Source organism: Novosphingobium sp. BL-S-20, from assembly GCF_055521635.1.
The window spans coordinates 2,492,650-2,511,128 of sequence record NZ_CM145494.1 but is presented as its reverse complement, the minus strand read 5'-3'; the positions used below and the strand labels follow the sequence as shown (position 1 = coordinate 2,511,128).

Below are 18,479 nucleotides of genomic sequence, written 5' to 3'. Positions count from 1 at the left end.
AGGCCCGGTGTCAGGCTTTCTCGTCAGGCTTTCACGGGTTCGCCGGTGCCCTGCGGGCGGTTCAGGCCGGGGTTCTCGACCACTTCGAACCCGGCGCTGCCGCTCGGCACTTTGACCAAGGTATGGGTGATCCGCCGCGCCTCGACATGGTCGCCGAGTTCCACCGCGCGGGCGAGCCGGTCGATGCTGCGCGAGATGAAGGGCAGGGGGATCGGCTTGGACTGGGCCTCGAAGATGCCCTTGATGCCGGAGGGAAGCTGTTCCTCGCAGATGTCGAACAGCTCCTCGTAGAGCTTCTCGCCGGGGCGCAGGCCGACGAATTCCACCGGCACGTCGATCTCCGGCTGGAGGCCGTAGAGCCGGATCATCCGGTACGCGAGGTCGACGATGCGCACCGCCTTGCCCATGTCGAGCACGAAGATCGTGCCGCGCTGGGAGTTCTGGCTGAGCGCCGCCGAACTGCTCTGGAGGATCAGCTGCACCGCCTCGCGCACGGTCATGAAGAAGCGTTCGATATCGGGGTGCGTCACCGTCAGCGCGCGGCCTTCGCGCAGTTGCCGGTGGAACAGCGGGACGATCGAGCCGCTCGATCCCAGCACGTTGCCGAAGCGCACGGTCATGAAGCGCGGGGCCTCGGGATCGTCCACCCCGCACATGTCGAGCGCCTGGCTGTAGAGTTCGCCCACGCGCTTGGTGGCGCCCATCATGCCCACTGGGTTCACCGCCTTGTCGGTGGAGACCTGCACCATCGCCTTGGCCGAGAACTCGCAGACCGCGTCGGCGACGATCCGGGTGCCGAGGATATTGGTATGGACCCCGGCGCAAGGATTGGCCTCGACGATCGGCACATGCTTGAGCGCGGCAGCGTGGTAGACGATCACCGGGCGATGCTTCTCGAAGACCCGGCGCACGTCGTCGCGCTCGCGGATGTTGCAAAGCTCGGGCTGGACGTCGAGATCGGGATACTGCTCGCGCAGCTTCATCTCGACCTGGTAGAGGTGGTATTCGCTGTGCTCGACCAGCACCAGCCGCGAGGGGCGGAAGCTGGCAAGCTGCCAGCACAGTTCCCCGCCGATCGTGCCGCCCGCGCCGGTGACCAGCACGCACTTGCCGGTGATCTGGCTGGTGATCTGCTCGCCTTCCAGCGTGAATTCGCTGCGGCCGAGCAGGTCCTTCACCGAAAGCTCGTCGGGCGAGGCGCCGTGGTTGCGCTGGAGGATATGGCTCCACCCGTCGCGGATGCGCGAGAGTTCGAGGCCGAGATTGCGCGCGCGCGAGGTCAGCCGGGCCATCTCGCGGTTGGAGAGGTCGGTGCCGTCGTCGCAGGCAATCACCAGCGAGGGGCGGCGGCCTTGCAGTTCCAGCGTCTCGACCGCGTGGGCAAGGTCGTCGTGGCTGCCGAGCACCGGCACGCTGGCGATCTGTTGCAGAGTGTCGTTGTCGGCGGGCAGCAGGATGCCGGTGACGAAGAAGCTGGGCGTGGTCTCGCGCCTCAGCATCTCGACGATCGAGAGCACCCAGTCGGGCGAGCCGACCAGGAGGGCACCGCGCAGGTTCTTGCTGTCGACATGGGCGGGCAGGGCCTTGGCGGTATGGGTCAGCTTTTCGCGCAGGGCACGGCGGGCGCCGCGCACGAAGAACAGCGCGGTCATCGCGAAGAGCCACTGCGCCAGCGCGATGTCGATGAGCTGGCCGCGCTCGGCCCGCACGCCCGGCACGATCATGATCGCCACCCAGGCGAACGCGAAAGCCGGAACCGTCAGCATCGCCAGCTGGATCGCATGGGAAAAGCTGAAGAAGCGCCAGGAGCGGCGATAGATGCCGGCTGTGTAGAACACCCCGATCACCACCAGCGCAAAGGAGAGGATCGCGCCGAGATGGCCGTCCGACTTGGGAAAGCCGGTCTTGCCGATCTGCTCGAACGCCAGCGCCAGGGTGAGCGAGAGGACGACGAAGTCGATCGACATCAGTACGGTGTTGCGGAAAGTGCGGCGCAGGCTGAACTGCGTGGAAGCGGTCCGCGAACGGCCATGTGCCGACCCCAGCTTGCGCACCCGCAGGAACCGGCTTCCGGACCCTGCGGCAACCGTCGAGGCACTGCTTGGCGTAGCGGCATGACTCATTGCGTCGACCTTCTCGGCTTTGTCTGGTCAGGTCCCGGATCGCGCTTCGCCCCGCTGCTTTCGGGCCCTTTCCGGTTTTTCGGACCTGTCCTTGCGGAAGGCCGATCGCCGGGGCGGGAAAACAGGCGCGGGGCCGCATCCGGCCTCATGGATTCATGATCTATTGACCATTCCTGGGCCGCGCACTTGTGCATGAAGCCATCAGCCGTAATTGCCGCTCCCCTTGCGAAGGGGGCGCGATTTCGACTGTCGGACAGGGGCCTGATCCAAAGGGAGCGGGCCGGGCGGCGGATATCCCGCCCTTAATCGCCGCGGGTCATCTCGAAGGGCTATCAGCCGATTAGTCGGCTTGCGGTCGGCGGTCCGAGGGCCATCATTCAGCACGAAGGGATGGGGGCACTTACGCGGGGGCGTGGTGGCAGCCTTGCGGCACCATCCTTCAGCCTGGGGCTCGATCACGCATGAAAATACTCGTCCTTTCCAGCCTGGCCTATTCGCTCACCAATTTCCGGGGCGCGCTGCTGCGGGAGCTGAAAGCGAACGGGCACGAGGTCGTCGCCGTGGCGCCCGACCGCAATGCCGCCGTGGAGCAGGACCTCGCCGCCTGGGGCGTCGCCTTCCGCCTCGTGCCGATGGCGCGCACCGGCACCAATCCGCTGAAGGACGCGGCGCTGCTCTCCGCCTATGTGAAGCTGATGATGGCGGAAAAGCCGGACCTCGTGCTGGCCTATACGCAGAAGCCGATAATCTACGGCGGGATCGCCGCGCGGATGCTCTGCGTGCCGCGTTTCTTCGCGCTGATGTCCGGCCTCGGCTATGTCTTCAGCGAGGATAGCAAGGCGCGCAAGGGCCTGCGCTGGGCGGTGACGCGGCTCTACCGCGAGGCAGTGCGCCGCGCGCGCGGAGTCTTCGTGTTCAATGCCGACGACCGACAGGACATGATCGACCTCGGCATCGTCACGCCGCGCCAGAACGTGGTGCAGGTGCCCGGCTCGGGCGTCGATCTCGACCGCTTCCGCCTCGAACCGCTGCCGCGCGGGCGCCTGCGCTTCCTGCTGGTCGGACGCCTGATGCGCGACAAGGGCATCTACGAATTCGTCGAGGCGGCGCGGCAGCTCAAGCTCGATCATCCGGAAGTCGAATTCTGCGTGCTCGGCCATTACGAGCGCGCCAATCCCACCGGCATCGACGATGTGGAATGCGCCCGGCTGGCGCGTCAGTTCCCGGTGCAGTTCATTCCCGGCACCAGCGACGTGCGGCCCTATCTGGCCAGCAGCTCGGTCTTCGTGCTGCCGTCCTACTACCGCGAGGGCCTGCCGCGCACGATCCTCGAAGCCATGGCGACCGGCCGCCCGATCATCACCACCGACATGCCCGGCTGCCGCGAGCCGGTGATCGAGGGCGAGAACGGCTTCCTGGTGGCCCCGCGCGACGTGGGCGCGCTCAAGGCGGCGATGCAGCGCTTCATCGAGGCGCCCCCGCTGGTCACGAGCATGGCCGCCCGCTCGCGTGACCTGGCCGAGAAGATCTACGACGTGCGCAAGGTGAACCACCAGCTGCTCGACGAGATGGACCTTCTGCGCGAACCCTGGAACGAACCGGCGACCATCCGCGCGCAGCCCGCGCCTGGCGGCGACCTTCCGCCCGAGACCGCGCCGTTGCGCAGTACCGGGCCGTCGCGGGCGGTCGTGGGCTGAGAAGCGGGAGCGGGGCAATGCGGGCTGTCGTGATCGGGGCCGTGAGGAGCACCCAGGTCCTCGTGGAAGAACTCACCGCCGCGGCGGACTGGGACCTGACTATGGTCGGAACCCTGCCGCCCGAACTCCACGGGCGCCATTCCGACATCGTGGACATGGCGCCTTTCGCCAAGCGGGCCGGGGCGCAGCTGTTCCCTATCGCCCGCACCAACGATGCCGACGTGCTCGAACGGGTGCGCGCCGAGCGGCCGGACTATGTCTTCGTGGTCGGCTGGTCGCAGATCGTCGGGCCGGAATTTCTGTCGATCGCCGCGAAAGGCGCGATCGGCTATCATCCGGCGCCGCTGCCCCGTCTGCGCGGGCGGGCGGCGATCCCCTGGACGATTCTGCTGGACGAGCCGATCTCCGCCTCCAGCCTGTTCTGGATCGCGGAGGGCACCGACGACGGCGACATCCTCGCCCAGCACTATTTCCACCTCGCCCGCGACGAGACCGCGCAGGGCCTCTACGACAAGCACATGGACGCCCTTCGCGCGATGCTGCGCACGCTGCTCCCCCGGCTGGCCGCGGGCGAGCAGCCGCGCGCGGTGCAGGACGAGCGCTACGCCACCTGGGCGACCAAGCGCACGCCCGCCGACGGCCTGATCGACTGGCGCGATCCGGCTGTCGCCATCGACCGGCTCGTCCGTGCGGTAGGGCGGCCCTATCCGGGCGCCTTCACCCATGTTTCCGGGCGCAAGCTGACGGTCTGGGCCACGCGCCCGGTCGGCGGTGGCGAGCGGCATCACGCCATGCCGGGACAGGTCATGGCCAGCCGCGGCGGCGTTCTGACCGTGCAGACCGGCGAGGGCCTTCTCGAACTGACCGACTGGGAACTGGCCGAGGGCAAGCCTCCGGCGCTTCATGCCGTGTTGAAAGGATAACAGGTGCCTCTCGATCACTATGGAAAGGTGCTGGTCGTCGCGCCTCATCCCGACGACGAGATCCTCGGCTGCGGCGGCACGATGGCGCGCATGGCGGCGGCGGGGATGGACGTTCAGGTCGTGGTTGTCACCAGCGGACGACCCCCGGCCTTCTCGGAAGAGGGCGTGGCAAAAGTCCAGGCAGAGATGCGCCGGGCGCACGAGCATATCGGCGTCAGCGAGGTGCACATGCTGGATTTTCCGGCGGCCTCGCTCGACATCGTGCCTGCTGCCGAACTCAATGCAGCGCTTGGCCGGGTGGTGCGCGCGGTGCAGCCGGACACGCTCTTCGTGCCGTTCCTGGGGGATATCCATCAGGACCATCAGCTGGCGTTCCTCGCCGCGATGGTCGCCGCTCGCCCGCGCGATCGCACCGTGCCGACGCGGGTGCTCGCCTACGAGACGCTGTCCGAGACCAACTGGTACGCTGCGCCGCTGACGCCGCCTTTCGTGCCGAACGTCCACATCGACATCACCGCCACGCTGCAACGCAAGCTCGATGCCTTCGCGATGTTCGAGAGCCAGCTTCGCGACTTTCCCGAAGAACGCTCGCTCATCACCATCGAGGCGCTGGCGCGTCTGCGCGGATCGACGGTCTATGCCGAAGCCGCCGAAGGCTTCGTGCTGGTGCGCGCCATCGAACGCTGAAAGCGCGGCCCCGTAAAAATAACGTCTTGCGGCGTTGCCTGCTTCGGGGCGGGGAATGCTCCGATTTTTCGAAAGATGTTTTTATATATAGTTGGCGAATACTTTTACGCGCATTTGCCCGGCCTCTTGCCGCGCGCGGTTCGGGAGGCCCGGCAACCGGCAAGTATGTCCGTAGGTGAAAGTTAAGTTAGTTTATGAATTAAACCCACCGTTCAAGGCGTAAGTCTTATACCGCAGTGCAACGCAACCGAGGCGATCGGCGCGGAGAGCCTGCCTTGCAGGCGCTGCCTGCGGGCGATCCATCCCGGTCGAAATCATTCCGACATTGCCGCGCAATCTGGCTCCGTTCGGGAGGCGCAGTCGATTGCAGCAGGCTTGCGAGTCGCGTCTCGGAAATGCGGATATTGCGGGGAATCGACAAAATGTGACGCCCCCGTAAAGTTGAAGGCGATTCATCTTTTCTGGCAGGGTCATATAAGGGGGTAATCGGGATTTGTAAGTTAACCGATTGAAAACGGTAAACTTAATCCGCTAACTACCTCTTTCGAGGTAGAGTGTACCAGAATTATACGTTCGTCTTTCCAAGGGCGAGAATGAAATTTTGGAAAGCGTGGTTATCCAACTGATCATATGGGGAATTCGGGAAACTCGTAATGAATGTTCGGGCGCTCAATTGCACCAAGAGGCCCCCTCGACTTGAAGACGAGGATATGTTCTAAGATGATCTACCTAAGGAGTGGGTGGAAATAGGGGGCATGCAAAGGGGGCTCGCCATTTCTGGCACAGTCATCCGGCGATTGTCGTTGATTTTCTGATACGGGATTTCCTTAGGTGAAATCCTTTGGCTGGTCCGTCCTGCGCATCCGCACGCCGGATTTTGCCCCAAAAGAATTATAAAAAAATGGGTCGTCCGTATTTCCGTTATTCAGGAGAGAAAGACGATGTCGACTTTTGATGAAGTGTCCGTGAGCATTGTCGGTTTCAACTCCCTCGTTCGGGAAGGGATTTGCAAGATCCTCGACAAGTGCGAATTCAAGTGCACCCGGTTCTTCAAGGACTGTGACGCGGTGCTCAGCGACAGTAACATGCCGCCGGTGGGCCTCACGGTTTTCGACATGGGAACCTGCGGTGACCTGCTCGAATGCCTTCCCGCCATGAAGGAACGCCATCCGCAGATGCGGGCGGTGCTGCTGACCGACGAATTCGACTTCGGCCAGATGGTGGAAGCCTTCCAGCTCGGCGCCCATGCCTTCCTGCTGAAGGAAATCGGCTCCGAACCGCTGATCGAGTCGCTGCGATTGGTTAATCAGGGTGAAAAGGTATTGCCGAGCGCGCTGCTGCAGCATCTGCCGCAGAAGCAGATCATCGCCGAGGGCAAGGCCGAAGTGCAGGTCCAGCTCAGCGAACTGCTCTCCGAACGCGAGATCGACACGCTGCGCTGCCTCGTCATGGGCTATCCCAACAAGGTGATCGCCTATCGCCTCGACATTAGCGAGGCGACAGTGAAGGTCCACGTCAAGGCGATCCTGCGCAAGCTGATGGTGCAGAACCGCACCCAGGCGGCGATCTGGGCGGTCAACCAGGGCCTGATCACCCATGGCGGCGAGTTCCGCGAGACGGCAGACTACGTGCCGGTAGAGGAAACCGTCCGCGCACCAGTGGCGCTGGCGATCGCCCGCTAGGGCGGATACGGGGCAAAGAACAGGGGGCCGGTCGAGCGTTTCGACCGGCCACTGAAACAGGGTTCTACTTTTCCCGCACGACGCAGCGGAAGCCGATATGCGTCGTCGCCGTGTCGATCATCTCGGGATGGCGCGCGGCGGGGCGATAGCGCTGGCAATAGTTCGCCGCGCAGAGATGCGAACCGCCCTTGATGACCTTGCGGCCGATCTTCACCAGTGGCTGGGCCGGGTCGAAACTTTCCTTCAGCTTCGCGCCCTTGGGATTGCTGATCGCGCAGCATGAGCCGCCGGACTTCTTCGGCGCCTCGGGCCGCTCCGACCACCAGTCCCGCGTCCATTCCCAGGTATTGCCGATCATGTCGTGGAGGCCGTAGCCGTTGGCCGGGAAGCTGCGCGCCGGCGAGGTTCGTTCCCAGCCGTCGAGGCACTGGTTGGCGAAGGGGAACAGCCCCTGCCAGTAGTTCGCCATCATCCGGCCTTCGGGCGCGAGTTCGTCGCCCCAGGCATAGTCGGCGTCGTCGAGACCGCCCTTGGCCGCGAATTCGAATTCGGCCTCGGTGGGGAGGTCCTTGCCTGCCCACTTCGCATAGGCTTCGGCATCGGCGTAGGCGACGTGGACGACGGGATGATCCCAGAGGTCGAGCGCGTCGAGATCGCTCTCCGGGCCGAGCGGATGGCGCCAGTTCGCGCCGAATTCGAAGTTCCACCAGTTGGCGGGGTTTGCGGTATCCACCGGGGTCGCCGTCTTGCGGAACACCAGCGATCCGGCCTTGGCCATCTCCGGCGGCATTCCGGGATAGTCCTTTGGATCGGGGGCGACTTCGGCCACGGTGACATGGCCGGTTGCCTCGACGAAGCGGGCGAAATCGCGGTTGGTGACGGGTGCTTCGTCGATCCAGAAAGCATCGACCGAGACGCGCCGCGATGGCGCTTCCTCTGGGTAGAACCGCTCCGAGCCCATCGTGAATGTGCCGCCCGGGAGGTGGATCATCCCGTTCCGGCGCTCTGCCGTTTTGGCTGGGTTTGGAGACAGGTCCTCGCTCATCTCAGTCCTCTCACGCATATCACTACACCGTCATCCCCGCATCCGCGGGGGCGACGGGGTATTGTTAGGGCTGCTGTTGCAGTCTGCCAAATGCGCAATTCTGAAGTGAAGGAAGGCCTCAGCCGAGTTCCTTTTCCTTCTCGGCATAGAGGCGTTCCAGTTCGGCGCGGCTCTTCTTCTCGGCGGCGGTCTTGAGCTGGCCGCAGGCCGCATCGATGTCGCGCCCGCGCGGGGTGCGCACCGGGGCCGAGATACCGCCCTTGAACACGATCTCCGAGAACGCCCTGATCCGCTCCGGCGTCGAGCATTCGTACTGCGCGCCCGGCCAGGGGTTGAACGGGATCAGGTTGACCTTGGCGGGCAGGTCGTACTTCCTGAGCAGGCGGACGAGTTCGTGCGCATCCGCGTCGCTGTCGTTCTTGTCCTTGAGCATCACATATTCGAAGGTGATGCGGCGCGCGTTGGAGGCGCCCGGATAGTCGGCGCAGGCCTGGAGCAGGTCCTCGATGCCGTACTTCTTGTTGACCGGGACGATCTCGTCGCGGACTTCCTTGGTCACCGCGTGGAGCGAGACCGCCAGGTTCACGCCGATTTCCTCGCCGCAGCGGGCCATCTGCGGGATCACGCCCGAAGTCGAGAGGGTGATGCGGCGCTTCGACAGGGCAAGGCCGTCGCCGTCCATGACGAGCTTCAGCGCATCGCGCACATTGTCGAAATTGTAGAGCGGCTCGCCCATGCCCATCATCACGATGTTGGTGAGCAAGCGGCCGTCCGACGAGTAACCGCCTTCCTCGTCATCGCTGTCGGCGCCATCAACGCCGTCCCCGAAGGTGAAGTCCATGCGGCCCTTGGGCCATTCGCCCAGCGTATCGCGCGCCAGCATGACCTGGCCGACGATCTCGCCCACCGTCAGGTTGCGCACGAGGCGCATGGTGCCGGTGTGGCAGAAGCGGCAATTGAGCGTGCAGCCGACCTGCGAAGAGACGCAGAGCGTGCCGCGGTCGGCGTCGGGGATGAACACCATCTCGAAGTCGTGCGCGTCCGCCGTGCGCAGCAGCCACTTGCGGGTACCGTCGCTGGAGTGCTGGGCCTCGACGATTTCGGGGCGGCCGATCACGAAGCGCTCGGCAAGCCAGGGGCGCATGGTCTTGGCGATATCGGTCATCGCCTCGAACTCGGTGACGCCGCGGTGGTAGAGCCAATGGTAAACCTGCTTGGCGCGCAGCTTGGCGGCCTTGGCGTCGAGACCGGCGCCTTCGAACAGTTCCGCGATCCGCTTCTTCGGCAGGCCGATCAGGTCCAGTCGGCCGTCCTCGCGCGGGGTCACGCCCTCCACTAGGTTCGGGCGGGGCACCGGCACGGGGTCGATATGGCCCGGGATCGGCATCGGAGCGCCGGAATGGGGAACTGGGCCGGTCGCGCCGGTGAGGGTGGTGTTCGCGTCTGTCATGATTGGGCGGCCATATAGTGCATCCGCGGCCAAAACGGAAGATGCGCGCGCAGAGGTGCCCGCGCGAACCCCGCAATAGCCTCTGGAGTTCCCGCCGCCGGGCGCTCGCGAAAGGCGCTCCGTCGATCAAGTGTGACCGAAAAACATCAGCATTTTCGTTGTGTTAGGTTCAGGAAACCGCCTCCCTATGACGAACATTTGACCAGTCCGGACGGGCCGGTCGCCGAAACGGATGCCCGCCGAAAAGAACAACGAATGGAGCATCGCATGAAGAACATTCTCATCTGCCTCGCCGCCGGTTCGGCGCTCGCCTCGGTCCCCGCCATGGCGCAGGACACCGGCCCCGTGCAGCCTTTCTCCGGCTTCCACGTGGAGGCGCTTGCCGGTTACGACGTGACCAAGGCGGGCAGCAGCGTCGATGACGACGTCAATGTCGACAACGACCAGTCGATCGACGGCTTCGCTTACGGTGTCGGCGCGGGCTACGACTTCCGCTCGGGCAACCTGGTCTTCGGTCCCGAGGCCGAAGTGACCTGGTCCACCGCCAAGACCAAGTTCGACGACGGCGATTTCGAAGGCTTCGGCATCGGCAACGTCAAGACCAACCGCGACCTCTATGTCGGCGCCCGCCTCGGCTATGTCGTCACGCCGACCACGATGGTCTATGCCAAGGGCGGCTACACCAACGCCAAGTTCGACGTGCGCAGCACTTTCGGCACCGTCGAGACCAACCGCGACATCGACGCCGACGGCTGGCGCATCGGCGCGGGCGTGGAGCAGGCTGTCACCAACAATGCCTTCGTGAAGCTCGAATACCGCTACTCGAACTACAGCAAGGGCGAGATCGACTATACCGGCGACATTCCGGACGGCACCCGTTTCAATCTCGACACCGACCGTCACCAGGTCATGGTCGGCGCCGGCGTCCGCTTCTGAGCGAGCGATGATTGAGGAAGAGGGCGGGGGCGAAAGCTCCCGCCCTTTTTCGTGGGCGTGCGAGGGCGGTTTACCAGTCCCCAAACTTCTCCTCACCCACCCCGCTCATCCTGAGCTTGTCGAAGGGTGGGAGCCACAGCACCCCGCCGCAGGGGGCTTCGACAAGCTCGGTCTGAGCGGGTGGAGAGGGGGAAGCGGACACCCCGACCGCGCTTTATTGCAGCTTGGCGCAGCCGATCAACGCCGCATCCATCGCCGAAGCGGCACCCGAGAGCGCCCAGGCATTGACGAAACGCCGCCCCTGCCGGTCCCGTGCGGTGACGGTCATGCGCGGGGCCGAGCGCATGGCGGCGACGATGGCGGCGTTGTCCTTCTCGTCCCGCCCCCAGGCATCGCCTTCGCCCGCTGCAAGAACGAAGCGCTGCCCGCCCAGCGAAAGCGTGACTTGCGCCCCTTGAGCCAGCCGCCGCGAAAGCCGGAAATGCACCTGCCCCCGCGCCCCGCGCCGGGGCCAGGTGCCGACCGCCGCGAAAGGCTGATACTCGCGTGCGGCGGCGTTCGGCTCGGCCATGGCGATGGCATAGCAGCGCGGGATCACCGGATCGCGAAACGCGCCCCAGCCTGCGTAGATACCCAGACTCTCGCGGGCAAGCGCGGGTGCGGCGGGCAGCGCGAAGAGGCAGCCCGCAATCGTCAGGGCAAGTGCAGGGAATCGGAAAGTCACCGGACCGGGTACTCGATCTCCATGACTTCCCACTCCTTCTCGCCCGAGGGCAGGCGGACCATCTTGAGGTCGCCCACGGCGGCGCCGCGCAGGGCGCGGGCGAGGGGGGCGCTCCAGCCGATCAGGCCTTTCGCCGCGTCCTGTTCGTCGTCGCCGACGATGGTGAGCGTCTTGTGGACGTCGTCCTCATCGGCGATCGTCACGGTGGCGCCGAAGAAGACCTTGCCGCGCTCGGTCTGGTTGGCCGGGTTCACCACCCGTAGCGCCTTCATCCGGCGGGCGAGATAGCCGAGTTCGCGGTCGATCTCGCGCATGCGCTTGCGGCCGTAGAGATAGTCGCCGTTTTCCGAGCGGTCGCCGTTGCCCGCCGCCCAGGAGACGATCTCGACGATCTCCGGGCGCTCCTTGCCGAGCAGGTGGTCGTAACGGGCGCGCAGCGCGGCCATGCCTGCGGGCGAAATCGGAGGACCGGACGGTTTCATGGCCTGATCCTTATAAAGCATTGCCGGTTCGGCCAAGTCCTCCGCCGCCTTCTCCACGACCTTGCGTATGCTCTATTAGTCCGACAAAAGAGCGGTCTACGAATTGGGAGCAAGGACAGACCATGGAATTTTCACGCCGCAGCGCGCTGCTCGCCGCCGCTTCCGCGCCGCTGGCCGGCCTTGCCGCAAGGGCGGGTGCGCAAGTCGTTGGTCCTTCGACGACTCTCGAACCCGCGCCCGGTGCCGCCCTCGCGCCGCGCCCGCCGATGGGCTGGAACAGCTGGAACAGCTTCGCCGGAACCATCACCGAGGCGCAGGCGCTCGAAACCGCCGCGATCATGCGCGAGAAGCTGCTGCCCTTCGGCTACGACGTGTTCACCGTCGACATCCAGTGGTACGAGCCGGAGGCCAGGAGCTACACCTACAACGCCAACCCGATCCCCGCGCTCGACGCCCATGGCCGGGTGATCCCCGCCCCGAACCGCTTCCCTTCGTCAAAGGGCTGGAAGGGCTTCGCGCCGCTCGCCGCCAAAGTCCACGCCATGGGCATGAAGTTCGGCATCCACGTCATGCGCGGCATCCCCCGCCATGCCGTCAAGCTCAACCTCCCCATTCTCGGCACCAAGCTGCGCGCGCAGGACATCGCCGACACCTCCAGCATCTGCTCGTGGAACCCCGACATGTACGGCGTCGACATGAGCAAGCCCGGCGCTCAGGAATACTACGATAGCATCTTTGCGCTCTACGCCTCCTGGGGCGTCGATTTCGTCAAGATGGACGACATGAGCCGCCCCTACGACGCCCACGCGCCGGAAATCGAGGCCGCCGCCAAGGCCATCGCCCGCTGCGGACGCCCCATCGTGCTCAGCCTCTCCCCCGGCGAAACCCCCGTCCTGCGCGGCGCCCACGTCCGCCAGCACGCGCAGATGTGGCGCATCTCCGACGACTTCTGGGACGAATGGGCACAGCTCTACGCCCAGTTCACCCGCCTCGAAAACTGGACGCCGTTCCGCGGCCCCGGCTCCTGGCCCGACGCCGACATGCTCCCCCTCGGCCGCCTCGCCCTGGGCGACCGCGACACCCGCTTCACCCCCGACGAACAACGCACGCTGATGACCCTCTGGTCGATCGCCCGCTCGCCGCTCATCATGGGCGGCGACCTGCGCCACCTCGACGCACCGACACTGGCGCTGCTGACCAACCGCGAAGTGCTGGCGGTAAACCAGTCGAGCACCGACAACGCGCCGCTGTTCCTCGACGACGGCACCAAGGTCTGGACCGCGCGCGCGGAAGGTAGCGCGGATCGCTACGTGGCGCTGTTCAATGTGTCCGACCAGCCGCGCGAGGTGAGCGTGGCGCTCTCGTTGCTTGGTCTCGGTGGCAAGGCGACGGTGCGCGATTTGTGGGAAGGGAAGGACCTTGGCCAAGTCGAAGGGAGCGTTTCGGCGCGGCTTGCTTCGCATGGGGCGGGGTTGTTCAGGGTGAAGGGCATTTAAGGGAAGAGGAAGTCCTGGGGGATGATCCCCCAGACCCTCGAAATGTCAGCGTCGCGCGCTACCTACCTGTAGTGCGCCCCTTGCGGCGCAGCCAATAAGTCTCCCGACGCCGCCATGGGCGCGCAACGGGTAGGCTGGGCATGACCTAGACGGTATTGGGGGTGCAGGGGGGCGATGCTCCCCTGCTTCTTCTCTTAAAACCTAAACACTCACCCCGGCGCCCGCTTCCCGATCAACTGCGTAAGCGGCGTATTCCCGCGATAGCCCGACTGGGTCGGATACATCGACTCGTAGACCACGGCGTTCTCCAGCACGCGCTGGATGTAGTTCTTGGTCTCGTAGATCGGAATCTGTTCCAGCCAGTCGATCCAGTCGACCGCGCCGGTGCGCGGATCGCCGTTGGCTGCCAGCCACTTGTTCACATTGCCCGCGCCTGCGTTGTAGGCGCCCACCGCCAGCGGCAGCGAGCCGCCGAAGTAGTTGCGCATGCGGGTGAAGTAGGCATCGCCGAGGCGGATGTTGTAGGTGGCGTCGCTGACCAGCTGGTTCTGGTCGTAGGCGAGGCCGAGTTTGCCTGCCTGTTCGCGGGCGGTGGCGGGCATGAGCTGCATCAGGCCGCGCGCTCCGGCGTGGCTGAGGGCATTCTGGGCGAACTGGCTCTCCTGCCGGGTGAGGGCGTGGACCATGGCGAAGTCGGCGCCCGGCGGCATGGGGATCAGCGGATAGGCGATCTGGCCGAAGTCCTGGTAGCCGTCGCCGTGGGCGCTCTGGCCGAGGATCACGGCGAGGTCGCGGCGGCCGATGTCGCGGGCGAGTTCGGCGACGAGGACGTGGTCGCTCTCGCTCTGGGCCTGGTCGGAGATTTCGCGGAAGAACTGGACGGTGGTGCGCCAATCGCCGTCGCGGGCGACGTCGCGCACGGCATTGGTCAGCGGCTTGGCGAAGAAGGCGCTGCGCTCGGCCTGGGTGGGCACGGCGCGCGGGCGGGTGTCGAGGTCGGGCAGGGGGCGGCCCAGACGTTCGAGCGCGAGCTGGCCGTAGAAGTAGTGCGGATAGGCGGCGGCCATCTGGAAGTAGCGGTTGGCGCCTGCGGTGTCCCCGGCCTTGGCGAGCGCGCGGCCTGCCCAGTAGAAGCCCTTGGAACGGGTGCCCGGCGTCTGCGCGGCGGCGCCGTAGCGGTAGAACAGCGGCGCGGCGCGGCGGGCGTCGCCCAGTTGCCAGAGCGCCTTGGTGCCGCCCAGCCAGACGAGCGTGGTGTAGTCGTCGCGCAGGCGGAAGGAGAGCTGGCTGATGTCGGTGCCGGGGGCGAAGGCGTCGTCGATGCCGCCCGCGATCCGCACCGCCGAATCCGCGCCTGCGCCCTTGGCGGCGGTGAGCAGTTCGCGCACCCACTTCTCCGGCTCGGGCACCGGCGTCGTCAGGGTGGGGCGATTGGACAGGAGAGCGATCTCGGCGGGCAGGTTGCCGCTTTTGCGGGACTGGACGGCGCGGGCGTAGATATAGCCTGCGTCGGCGTTCATCTGCGGCGTCAAGGTCAGGCCCAGCGTGCCGGGGGGCGAGCCTTGCAGCATCGTCAGCCGCTCCATGAACAGCGCGCGGCGTTCGGCGGAAACGAAGGAGATCTGCCGCTCGGCCTGCGCGGTCTCGCCCTGCCAGAGCAGGCGGTCCATGCGGGTGTCGTGATCGGTCGTCGTCAGCGCGCCGCGATATGTCGCGAGGATCGCCGCCTCGTCGCTCGGCGCCAGCGTGCCGCCGCGCCAGGCGGCGAGGGCGCGCTGCTGCGCCTCGGGACGGCGCAAGGTGGTCAGCGCCGTGGCATAGCGCCCGGCGGCCTGGTTCGAGAGCGGCGGATAGCGGGTGAAGAAGGCGACCACGGAATTGGCGTCGGGGGCCTGATTCACCAGCGCGCGTTCGGCGGAACCGCGAATCTTGTCGGCCTGCGGATAGCCGGGATAGGTCAGCAGGAAGCTGGAATAGCTGCCGAAATCGAACCCGTCCGACGCCACGAGCTGGCGCCAGCGGTCGATCGACTGGTGAACGGCCATATCGTGCGACTGCATGGAGCGCGCCTTCGCAAGGTCCCATTCGCGGCCGTCCTGTGCGGCTGCGGGGGCGGCGAAAGCGATGCCGAAGAGGGCGGTCGAAGCAAGCAAGACGAGGGGGGCAACACGCTGCATGCTGGACATTTTGGGAAAAGGCTCCTTATCAGGCGCTGAACATCGGGTCCGTCGGCCCCGATCATTGAACATCCGGTGAGGTAAAGTCCATGTTCTCGGGTTCCATTCCTGCGCTTGTTACACCGTTTCGCGACGGAGCGTTCGATGAACAGGCCTTTCGGCGACTCGTGGACTGGCAGATCGAATCGGGCTCCTCAGCGCTCGTTCCCTGCGGCACGACCGGCGAAAATTCGACGCTCTCGAACGCCGAGCATCACCGCGTCATCGAACTCTGCGTCGAGCAGGCGGCCGGACGCGTGCCGGTAATCGCGGGCTGTGGCAGTAACGATACGATGAATGCGCTGCTGCACATGAACTTCTCCAAGAAGTGCGGTGCCTCCGCCGCGCTGCTGGTGGCACCGTATTACAACCGCCCGAGCCAGGCAGGGTTGCTCGCCCACTTCACTTATCTGGCGGAAAACAACGACCTGCCGATCGTGCTCTACAACGTGCCCGGCCGCACCGTCACCGACCTGCTGCCGGAAACGGTCTGCGAACTGGCGCGCCGTTTCCCCGATCGCTTCATCGCCATCAAGGACGCTAGCGGCGATCTCAGCCGCGTGACCGACCACCGCATGGGCATCGGCAAGGACTTCGTGCAGCTTTGCGGCGACGATGAACTGGCGCTGCCGTTCAACGCGGCGGGCGGCGTGGGCTGCATATCGGTGACGGCGAACGTCGCGCCGAAGCTCTGCGCCGAGTTCCAGGCAGCCTGCGCGGCCAACGACCTTGAGGAAGCGCGCCGCCTGAACGACCTGCTCTATCCGCTGCACTACGCGATGTTCGAGGACAGCTCGCCGGGACCGTGCAAGTACGCGCTGGCCCAGGTTCACGACTGGATCGAGAACGAACTGCGCCTGCCGCTGGTCCCGTGCAGCGACAAGGCCCGCACCGCTGTCGACGAAGCGCTGGTCCACGCCGGACTGGTCTGAAAGTGAATATGCCGTCGTCCCGGACCTGATCCGGGACGACGTTTATAGGCCGGCCCTCAATCCGCCGGATTGTTCTTCTCTACGAAGCGCACGGCCTCAGACAGCATGCGCTTGCGCGTTTCCTCGCGCGACAGCCAGTGGTCTTCGCCTGCCAGCGTGACGAACTCGTAGGGCTTGCGGGCGTCCTTCAGCGCATCGGCCATGACCTGGCTCTGCTTGTAGCCGACGACCGTATCGTCCTTGCCGTGGATCAGCAGCACGGGCGCATCGGCACGCGCGGCGAAGCGGCGGGGTGACACTTCGTCGTAGAGCTTGGGGTCGCCAAGCTGTTCGCGCAGCGCCTTGGTGAGCATCTTCGAATCGCCGCTTTCGCGGATGTCGGTGGAATACATCAGCCTGAGATCGGCGACGCCTGCCACCGAGACCGCGCAGCGGTAAAGCCCCTGTTGCAGGGTGACACCGGCCAGCGCCGCATAGCCGCCATAGCTCGCGCCGACGATGCAGGCGCGCTTCGGATCGACGATGCCCTGCTTGGCCAGTTCGGCGAGACCGTCCGAAATGTCGGTCTGCATCTTGCGGCCCCACTGGCCGTCCCCGGCATGGCGGAAGGCATCGGTGCGTCCGGTCGAGCCGCGGAAGTTCGGCTGGAACACTGCATAGCCGCGCGAGGCGAAAGCCTGCGCCCACCAGTCGAACTCGGCCTTGTCGTGCGCGGCGGGGCCGCCGTGGGGCAGCAGGATCACCGGCAGGTTCTTCGCCTCGCGGCCGGGCGGCAGCGTCAGGATGCCGTCCATCTCGAGACCGTCCTGCGCCTTGTAGTTGACGACCGAGATCGGCCCGACCTGCTCCGGCGGGATATCGCCGCGTTCGTAGCCGATCGGATCGGCACGCTTGGCGCGCACGTCGACGAGATACCAGGTGCCGCTGTCCTTGTTGCCGGTGGTGCGCACCAGCACTTTCGCGAAGTCCGGCGTCCAGTCGATCAGATGCGCTTCGCGGCCGGAAAAGGCCTTGAAGATGCGGGTGATGGCGCTTTGATGGGCCGGATCGTCCATGACCGTCTGCGGCGTCTCGCCCTGGGTGCGATAGCCGATCATGTCGCCGCTGCTGCGATCGACGAAAAGGCGGTCGATGCCGATGTCGTAGAGGATTTCCTTGGCTTCCCCGCCGGCCAGCGGCACTTCGAACCAGCGCGAGTCGCCGTCCTCGTCCTCGATCGCGTAGATCACGGTGGCGCCGCCCTTGCCGAAGGCGATCAGGCTGACATTGCCGGTCGGATCGATGCCGCGCGCCAGTTCCGCCCCGCGCGGGACATTGATCTTCCAGAGACCGCTCGCCTCCGAGATGTCGAGGATCACCGCCACGTTGCCGCTGCGGTCGATCAGCCAGTCCCGGTAATGGTCTTCGGCAGGGGGCGAAGCGAGGGCGCGGGCGCGATTGGTCTTGAGGTCCACCGCATAGAGCGTGGAGCGGCCATGGCGCCAGCGGGTCTGGCTGCCTTCGACATCGAGCGCGATGCCGCCGAAATAGCCGACCGTCCGGCCGTCGATCGTGCGGATGCCGTAGCGGCCGCGCGTGGTCTTGGCGATCGCCTGGTTCTTCGCGAAGACCATCCCCGATTCGCTGCCCGGCTTCAGGGGCAGGATGATCGTGCCGTTCATCTCGTACTTGGCGGCAGTGAAGCCGAACAGCGGCACCGTGGCGCTGTTGGTCAGCAACACGGTGTCGTTGTCCGCCCATTCGATCGCGCGGACCTTGGAGGTGCCGGGCGATCCGCTGAGCACGACCTTGTTGTCCTTGATGACCACGACGCGCCGCTCGCCGTCGCTGTTGGTGACGCTGGCGATCGAGGTGCCGTCCGGCGAGAGCGCGGCATCCTCCACTTGCGGCAGTTCGCCATAGGCATCGAGCGGCGGCGCGCCGGGCGCAGCCATGGCAGTAGAAAATGTGGATTCGGCAATCAGCAAGGCGGCCGGAAGAGCCGACCGAAGTATCAGGTGCACGTAGAATTTCCCCCGTTTGTTCCCGACTAATCAAATCGGCGGGGTTGTTTGGCAAGGACAATCTTCGGCGCCGTCGCGGTTAA

14 protein-coding genes are annotated in these 18,479 nt (G+C 65.7%); 7 read left to right on the top strand and 7 right to left on the bottom strand.

What is annotated here, in order from left to right:
- Nucleotides 1–23: 23 nt before the first annotated feature.
- Nucleotides 24–2,123, bottom strand: a complete 2,100-nt coding sequence (locus ACZ1II_RS19380) for a polysaccharide biosynthesis protein (protein WP_465145217.1) — start codon at nucleotides 2,121–2,123, stop codon at nucleotides 24–26.
- 461 nt (nucleotides 2,124–2,584) lie between these two features.
- Between ACZ1II_RS19380 and ACZ1II_RS19375 the strand changes: the two genes are divergently transcribed.
- From ACZ1II_RS19375 to ACZ1II_RS19360, 4 genes are all read left to right on the top strand, one after another.
- Complete coding sequence (locus tag ACZ1II_RS19375) at nucleotides 2,585–3,820, top strand: glycosyltransferase family 4 protein (protein WP_465145216.1); 1,236 nt, start codon at nucleotides 2,585–2,587, stop codon at nucleotides 3,818–3,820.
- Between the two features lie 17 nt (nucleotides 3,821–3,837).
- A complete protein-coding gene (locus tag ACZ1II_RS19370) occupies nucleotides 3,838–4,743 on the top strand; it encodes a methionyl-tRNA formyltransferase (RefSeq protein WP_465145215.1) in 906 nt (301 codons plus the stop codon).
- 3 nt (nucleotides 4,744–4,746) lie between these two features.
- A complete protein-coding gene (locus ACZ1II_RS19365; RefSeq protein WP_465145214.1) occupies nucleotides 4,747–5,430 on the top strand; it encodes a PIG-L deacetylase family protein in 684 nt (227 codons plus the stop codon).
- Nucleotides 5,431–6,371: 941 nt separating this feature from the next.
- The gene (locus ACZ1II_RS19360; protein WP_465145213.1) at nucleotides 6,372–7,112 is read left to right on the top strand and encodes a LuxR C-terminal-related transcriptional regulator; all 741 of its coding nucleotides are present in this window, start codon (nucleotides 6,372–6,374) and stop codon (nucleotides 7,110–7,112) included.
- Nucleotides 7,113–7,176: 64 nt separating this feature from the next.
- Here the strand turns inward: ACZ1II_RS19360 and ACZ1II_RS19355 are convergent, their stop codons facing one another.
- Together ACZ1II_RS19355 and rlmN are read right to left on the bottom strand one after the other, a co-directional pair.
- Nucleotides 7,177–8,103 carry a formylglycine-generating enzyme family protein gene (locus ACZ1II_RS19355; protein ID WP_465145212.1) on the bottom strand — a complete coding sequence of 309 codons (927 nt, stop codon included), beginning with the start codon at nucleotides 8,101–8,103 and terminating at the stop codon, nucleotides 7,177–7,179.
- A gap of 172 nt (nucleotides 8,104–8,275) precedes the next feature.
- Complete coding sequence (gene rlmN, locus ACZ1II_RS19350; RefSeq protein WP_465147341.1) at nucleotides 8,276–9,544, bottom strand: 23S rRNA (adenine(2503)-C(2))-methyltransferase RlmN; 1,269 nt, start codon at nucleotides 9,542–9,544, stop codon at nucleotides 8,276–8,278.
- A 330-nt stretch (nucleotides 9,545–9,874) separates the two neighbouring features.
- On the opposite strand from rlmN, the gene ACZ1II_RS19345 reads away from it, so the two are divergent.
- Nucleotides 9,875–10,543, top strand: a complete 669-nt coding sequence (locus ACZ1II_RS19345) for an outer membrane protein (RefSeq protein WP_465145211.1) — start codon at nucleotides 9,875–9,877, stop codon at nucleotides 10,541–10,543.
- 214 nt (nucleotides 10,544–10,757) lie between these two features.
- Here ACZ1II_RS19345 and ACZ1II_RS19340 read toward each other — a convergent pair whose 3' ends face one another.
- Together ACZ1II_RS19340 and greB are read right to left on the bottom strand one after the other, a co-directional pair.
- On the bottom strand, nucleotides 10,758–11,267 hold the full coding sequence (locus ACZ1II_RS19340; RefSeq protein ID WP_465145210.1) for a hypothetical protein: 510 nt from the start codon (nucleotides 11,265–11,267) through the stop codon (nucleotides 10,758–10,760).
- Nucleotides 11,264–11,749, bottom strand: a complete 486-nt coding sequence (gene greB / locus ACZ1II_RS19335; protein WP_465145209.1) for a transcription elongation factor GreB — start codon at nucleotides 11,747–11,749, stop codon at nucleotides 11,264–11,266. The genes ACZ1II_RS19340 and greB overlap by 4 nt, the downstream gene beginning before the upstream one ends.
- A 122-nt stretch (nucleotides 11,750–11,871) precedes the next feature.
- Between greB and ACZ1II_RS19330 the strand changes: the two genes are divergently transcribed.
- Nucleotides 11,872–13,245, top strand: coding sequence for a glycoside hydrolase family 27 protein (locus tag ACZ1II_RS19330; RefSeq protein ID WP_465145208.1), 1,374 nt, complete (start codon nucleotides 11,872–11,874; stop codon nucleotides 13,243–13,245).
- A gap of 209 nt (nucleotides 13,246–13,454) precedes the next feature.
- On the opposite strand, the gene ACZ1II_RS19325 is transcribed toward ACZ1II_RS19330, so the two are convergent.
- Nucleotides 13,455–15,431 carry a lytic transglycosylase domain-containing protein gene (locus tag ACZ1II_RS19325; RefSeq protein WP_465145207.1) on the bottom strand — a complete coding sequence of 659 codons (1,977 nt, stop codon included), beginning with the start codon at nucleotides 15,429–15,431 and terminating at the stop codon, nucleotides 13,455–13,457.
- A gap of 80 nt (nucleotides 15,432–15,511) precedes the next feature.
- On the opposite strand from ACZ1II_RS19325, the gene dapA reads away from it, so the two are divergent.
- Nucleotides 15,512–16,393 (top strand): 4-hydroxy-tetrahydrodipicolinate synthase, encoded by an 882-nt coding sequence (dapA, locus tag ACZ1II_RS19320; protein ID WP_465145206.1) that lies wholly within the window; start codon nucleotides 15,512–15,514, stop codon nucleotides 16,391–16,393.
- Between the two features lie 56 nt (nucleotides 16,394–16,449).
- On the opposite strand, the gene ACZ1II_RS19315 is transcribed toward dapA, so the two are convergent.
- On the bottom strand, nucleotides 16,450–18,327 hold the full coding sequence (locus tag ACZ1II_RS19315) for an alpha/beta hydrolase family protein (RefSeq protein WP_465145205.1): 1,878 nt from the start codon (nucleotides 18,325–18,327) through the stop codon (nucleotides 16,450–16,452).
- Nucleotides 18,328–18,479 lie beyond the last annotated feature (152 nt).

Coding starts and splice junctions, on each gene's coding strand:
- ACZ1II_RS19315 (WP_465145205.1), bottom strand. CDS start 18,327: ATGGCTGCGCCCGGCGCGCCGCCGCTCGATGCCTATGGCGAACTGCCG.
- ACZ1II_RS19375 (WP_465145216.1), top strand. CDS start 2,585: ATGAAAATACTCGTCCTTTCCAGCCTGGCCTATTCGCTCACCAATTTC.
- ACZ1II_RS19345 (WP_465145211.1), top strand. CDS start 9,875: ATGAAGAACATTCTCATCTGCCTCGCCGCCGGTTCGGCGCTCGCCTCG.
- greB (WP_465145209.1), bottom strand. CDS start 11,749: ATGAAACCGTCCGGTCCTCCGATTTCGCCCGCAGGCATGGCCGCGCTG.
- ACZ1II_RS19330 (WP_465145208.1), top strand. CDS start 11,872: ATGGAATTTTCACGCCGCAGCGCGCTGCTCGCCGCCGCTTCCGCGCCG.
- ACZ1II_RS19360 (WP_465145213.1), top strand. CDS start 6,372: ATGTCGACTTTTGATGAAGTGTCCGTGAGCATTGTCGGTTTCAACTCC.
- dapA (WP_465145206.1), top strand. CDS start 15,512: ATGTTCTCGGGTTCCATTCCTGCGCTTGTTACACCGTTTCGCGACGGA.
- ACZ1II_RS19325 (WP_465145207.1), bottom strand. CDS start 15,431: ATGTCCAGCATGCAGCGTGTTGCCCCCCTCGTCTTGCTTGCTTCGACC.
- ACZ1II_RS19380 (WP_465145217.1), bottom strand. CDS start 2,123: ATGAGTCATGCCGCTACGCCAAGCAGTGCCTCGACGGTTGCCGCAGGG.
- rlmN (WP_465147341.1), bottom strand. CDS start 9,544: ATGCCGATCCCGGGCCATATCGACCCCGTGCCGGTGCCCCGCCCGAAC.
- ACZ1II_RS19355 (WP_465145212.1), bottom strand. CDS start 8,103: ATGATCCACCTCCCGGGCGGCACATTCACGATGGGCTCGGAGCGGTTC.
- ACZ1II_RS19370 (WP_465145215.1), top strand. CDS start 3,838: ATGCGGGCTGTCGTGATCGGGGCCGTGAGGAGCACCCAGGTCCTCGTG.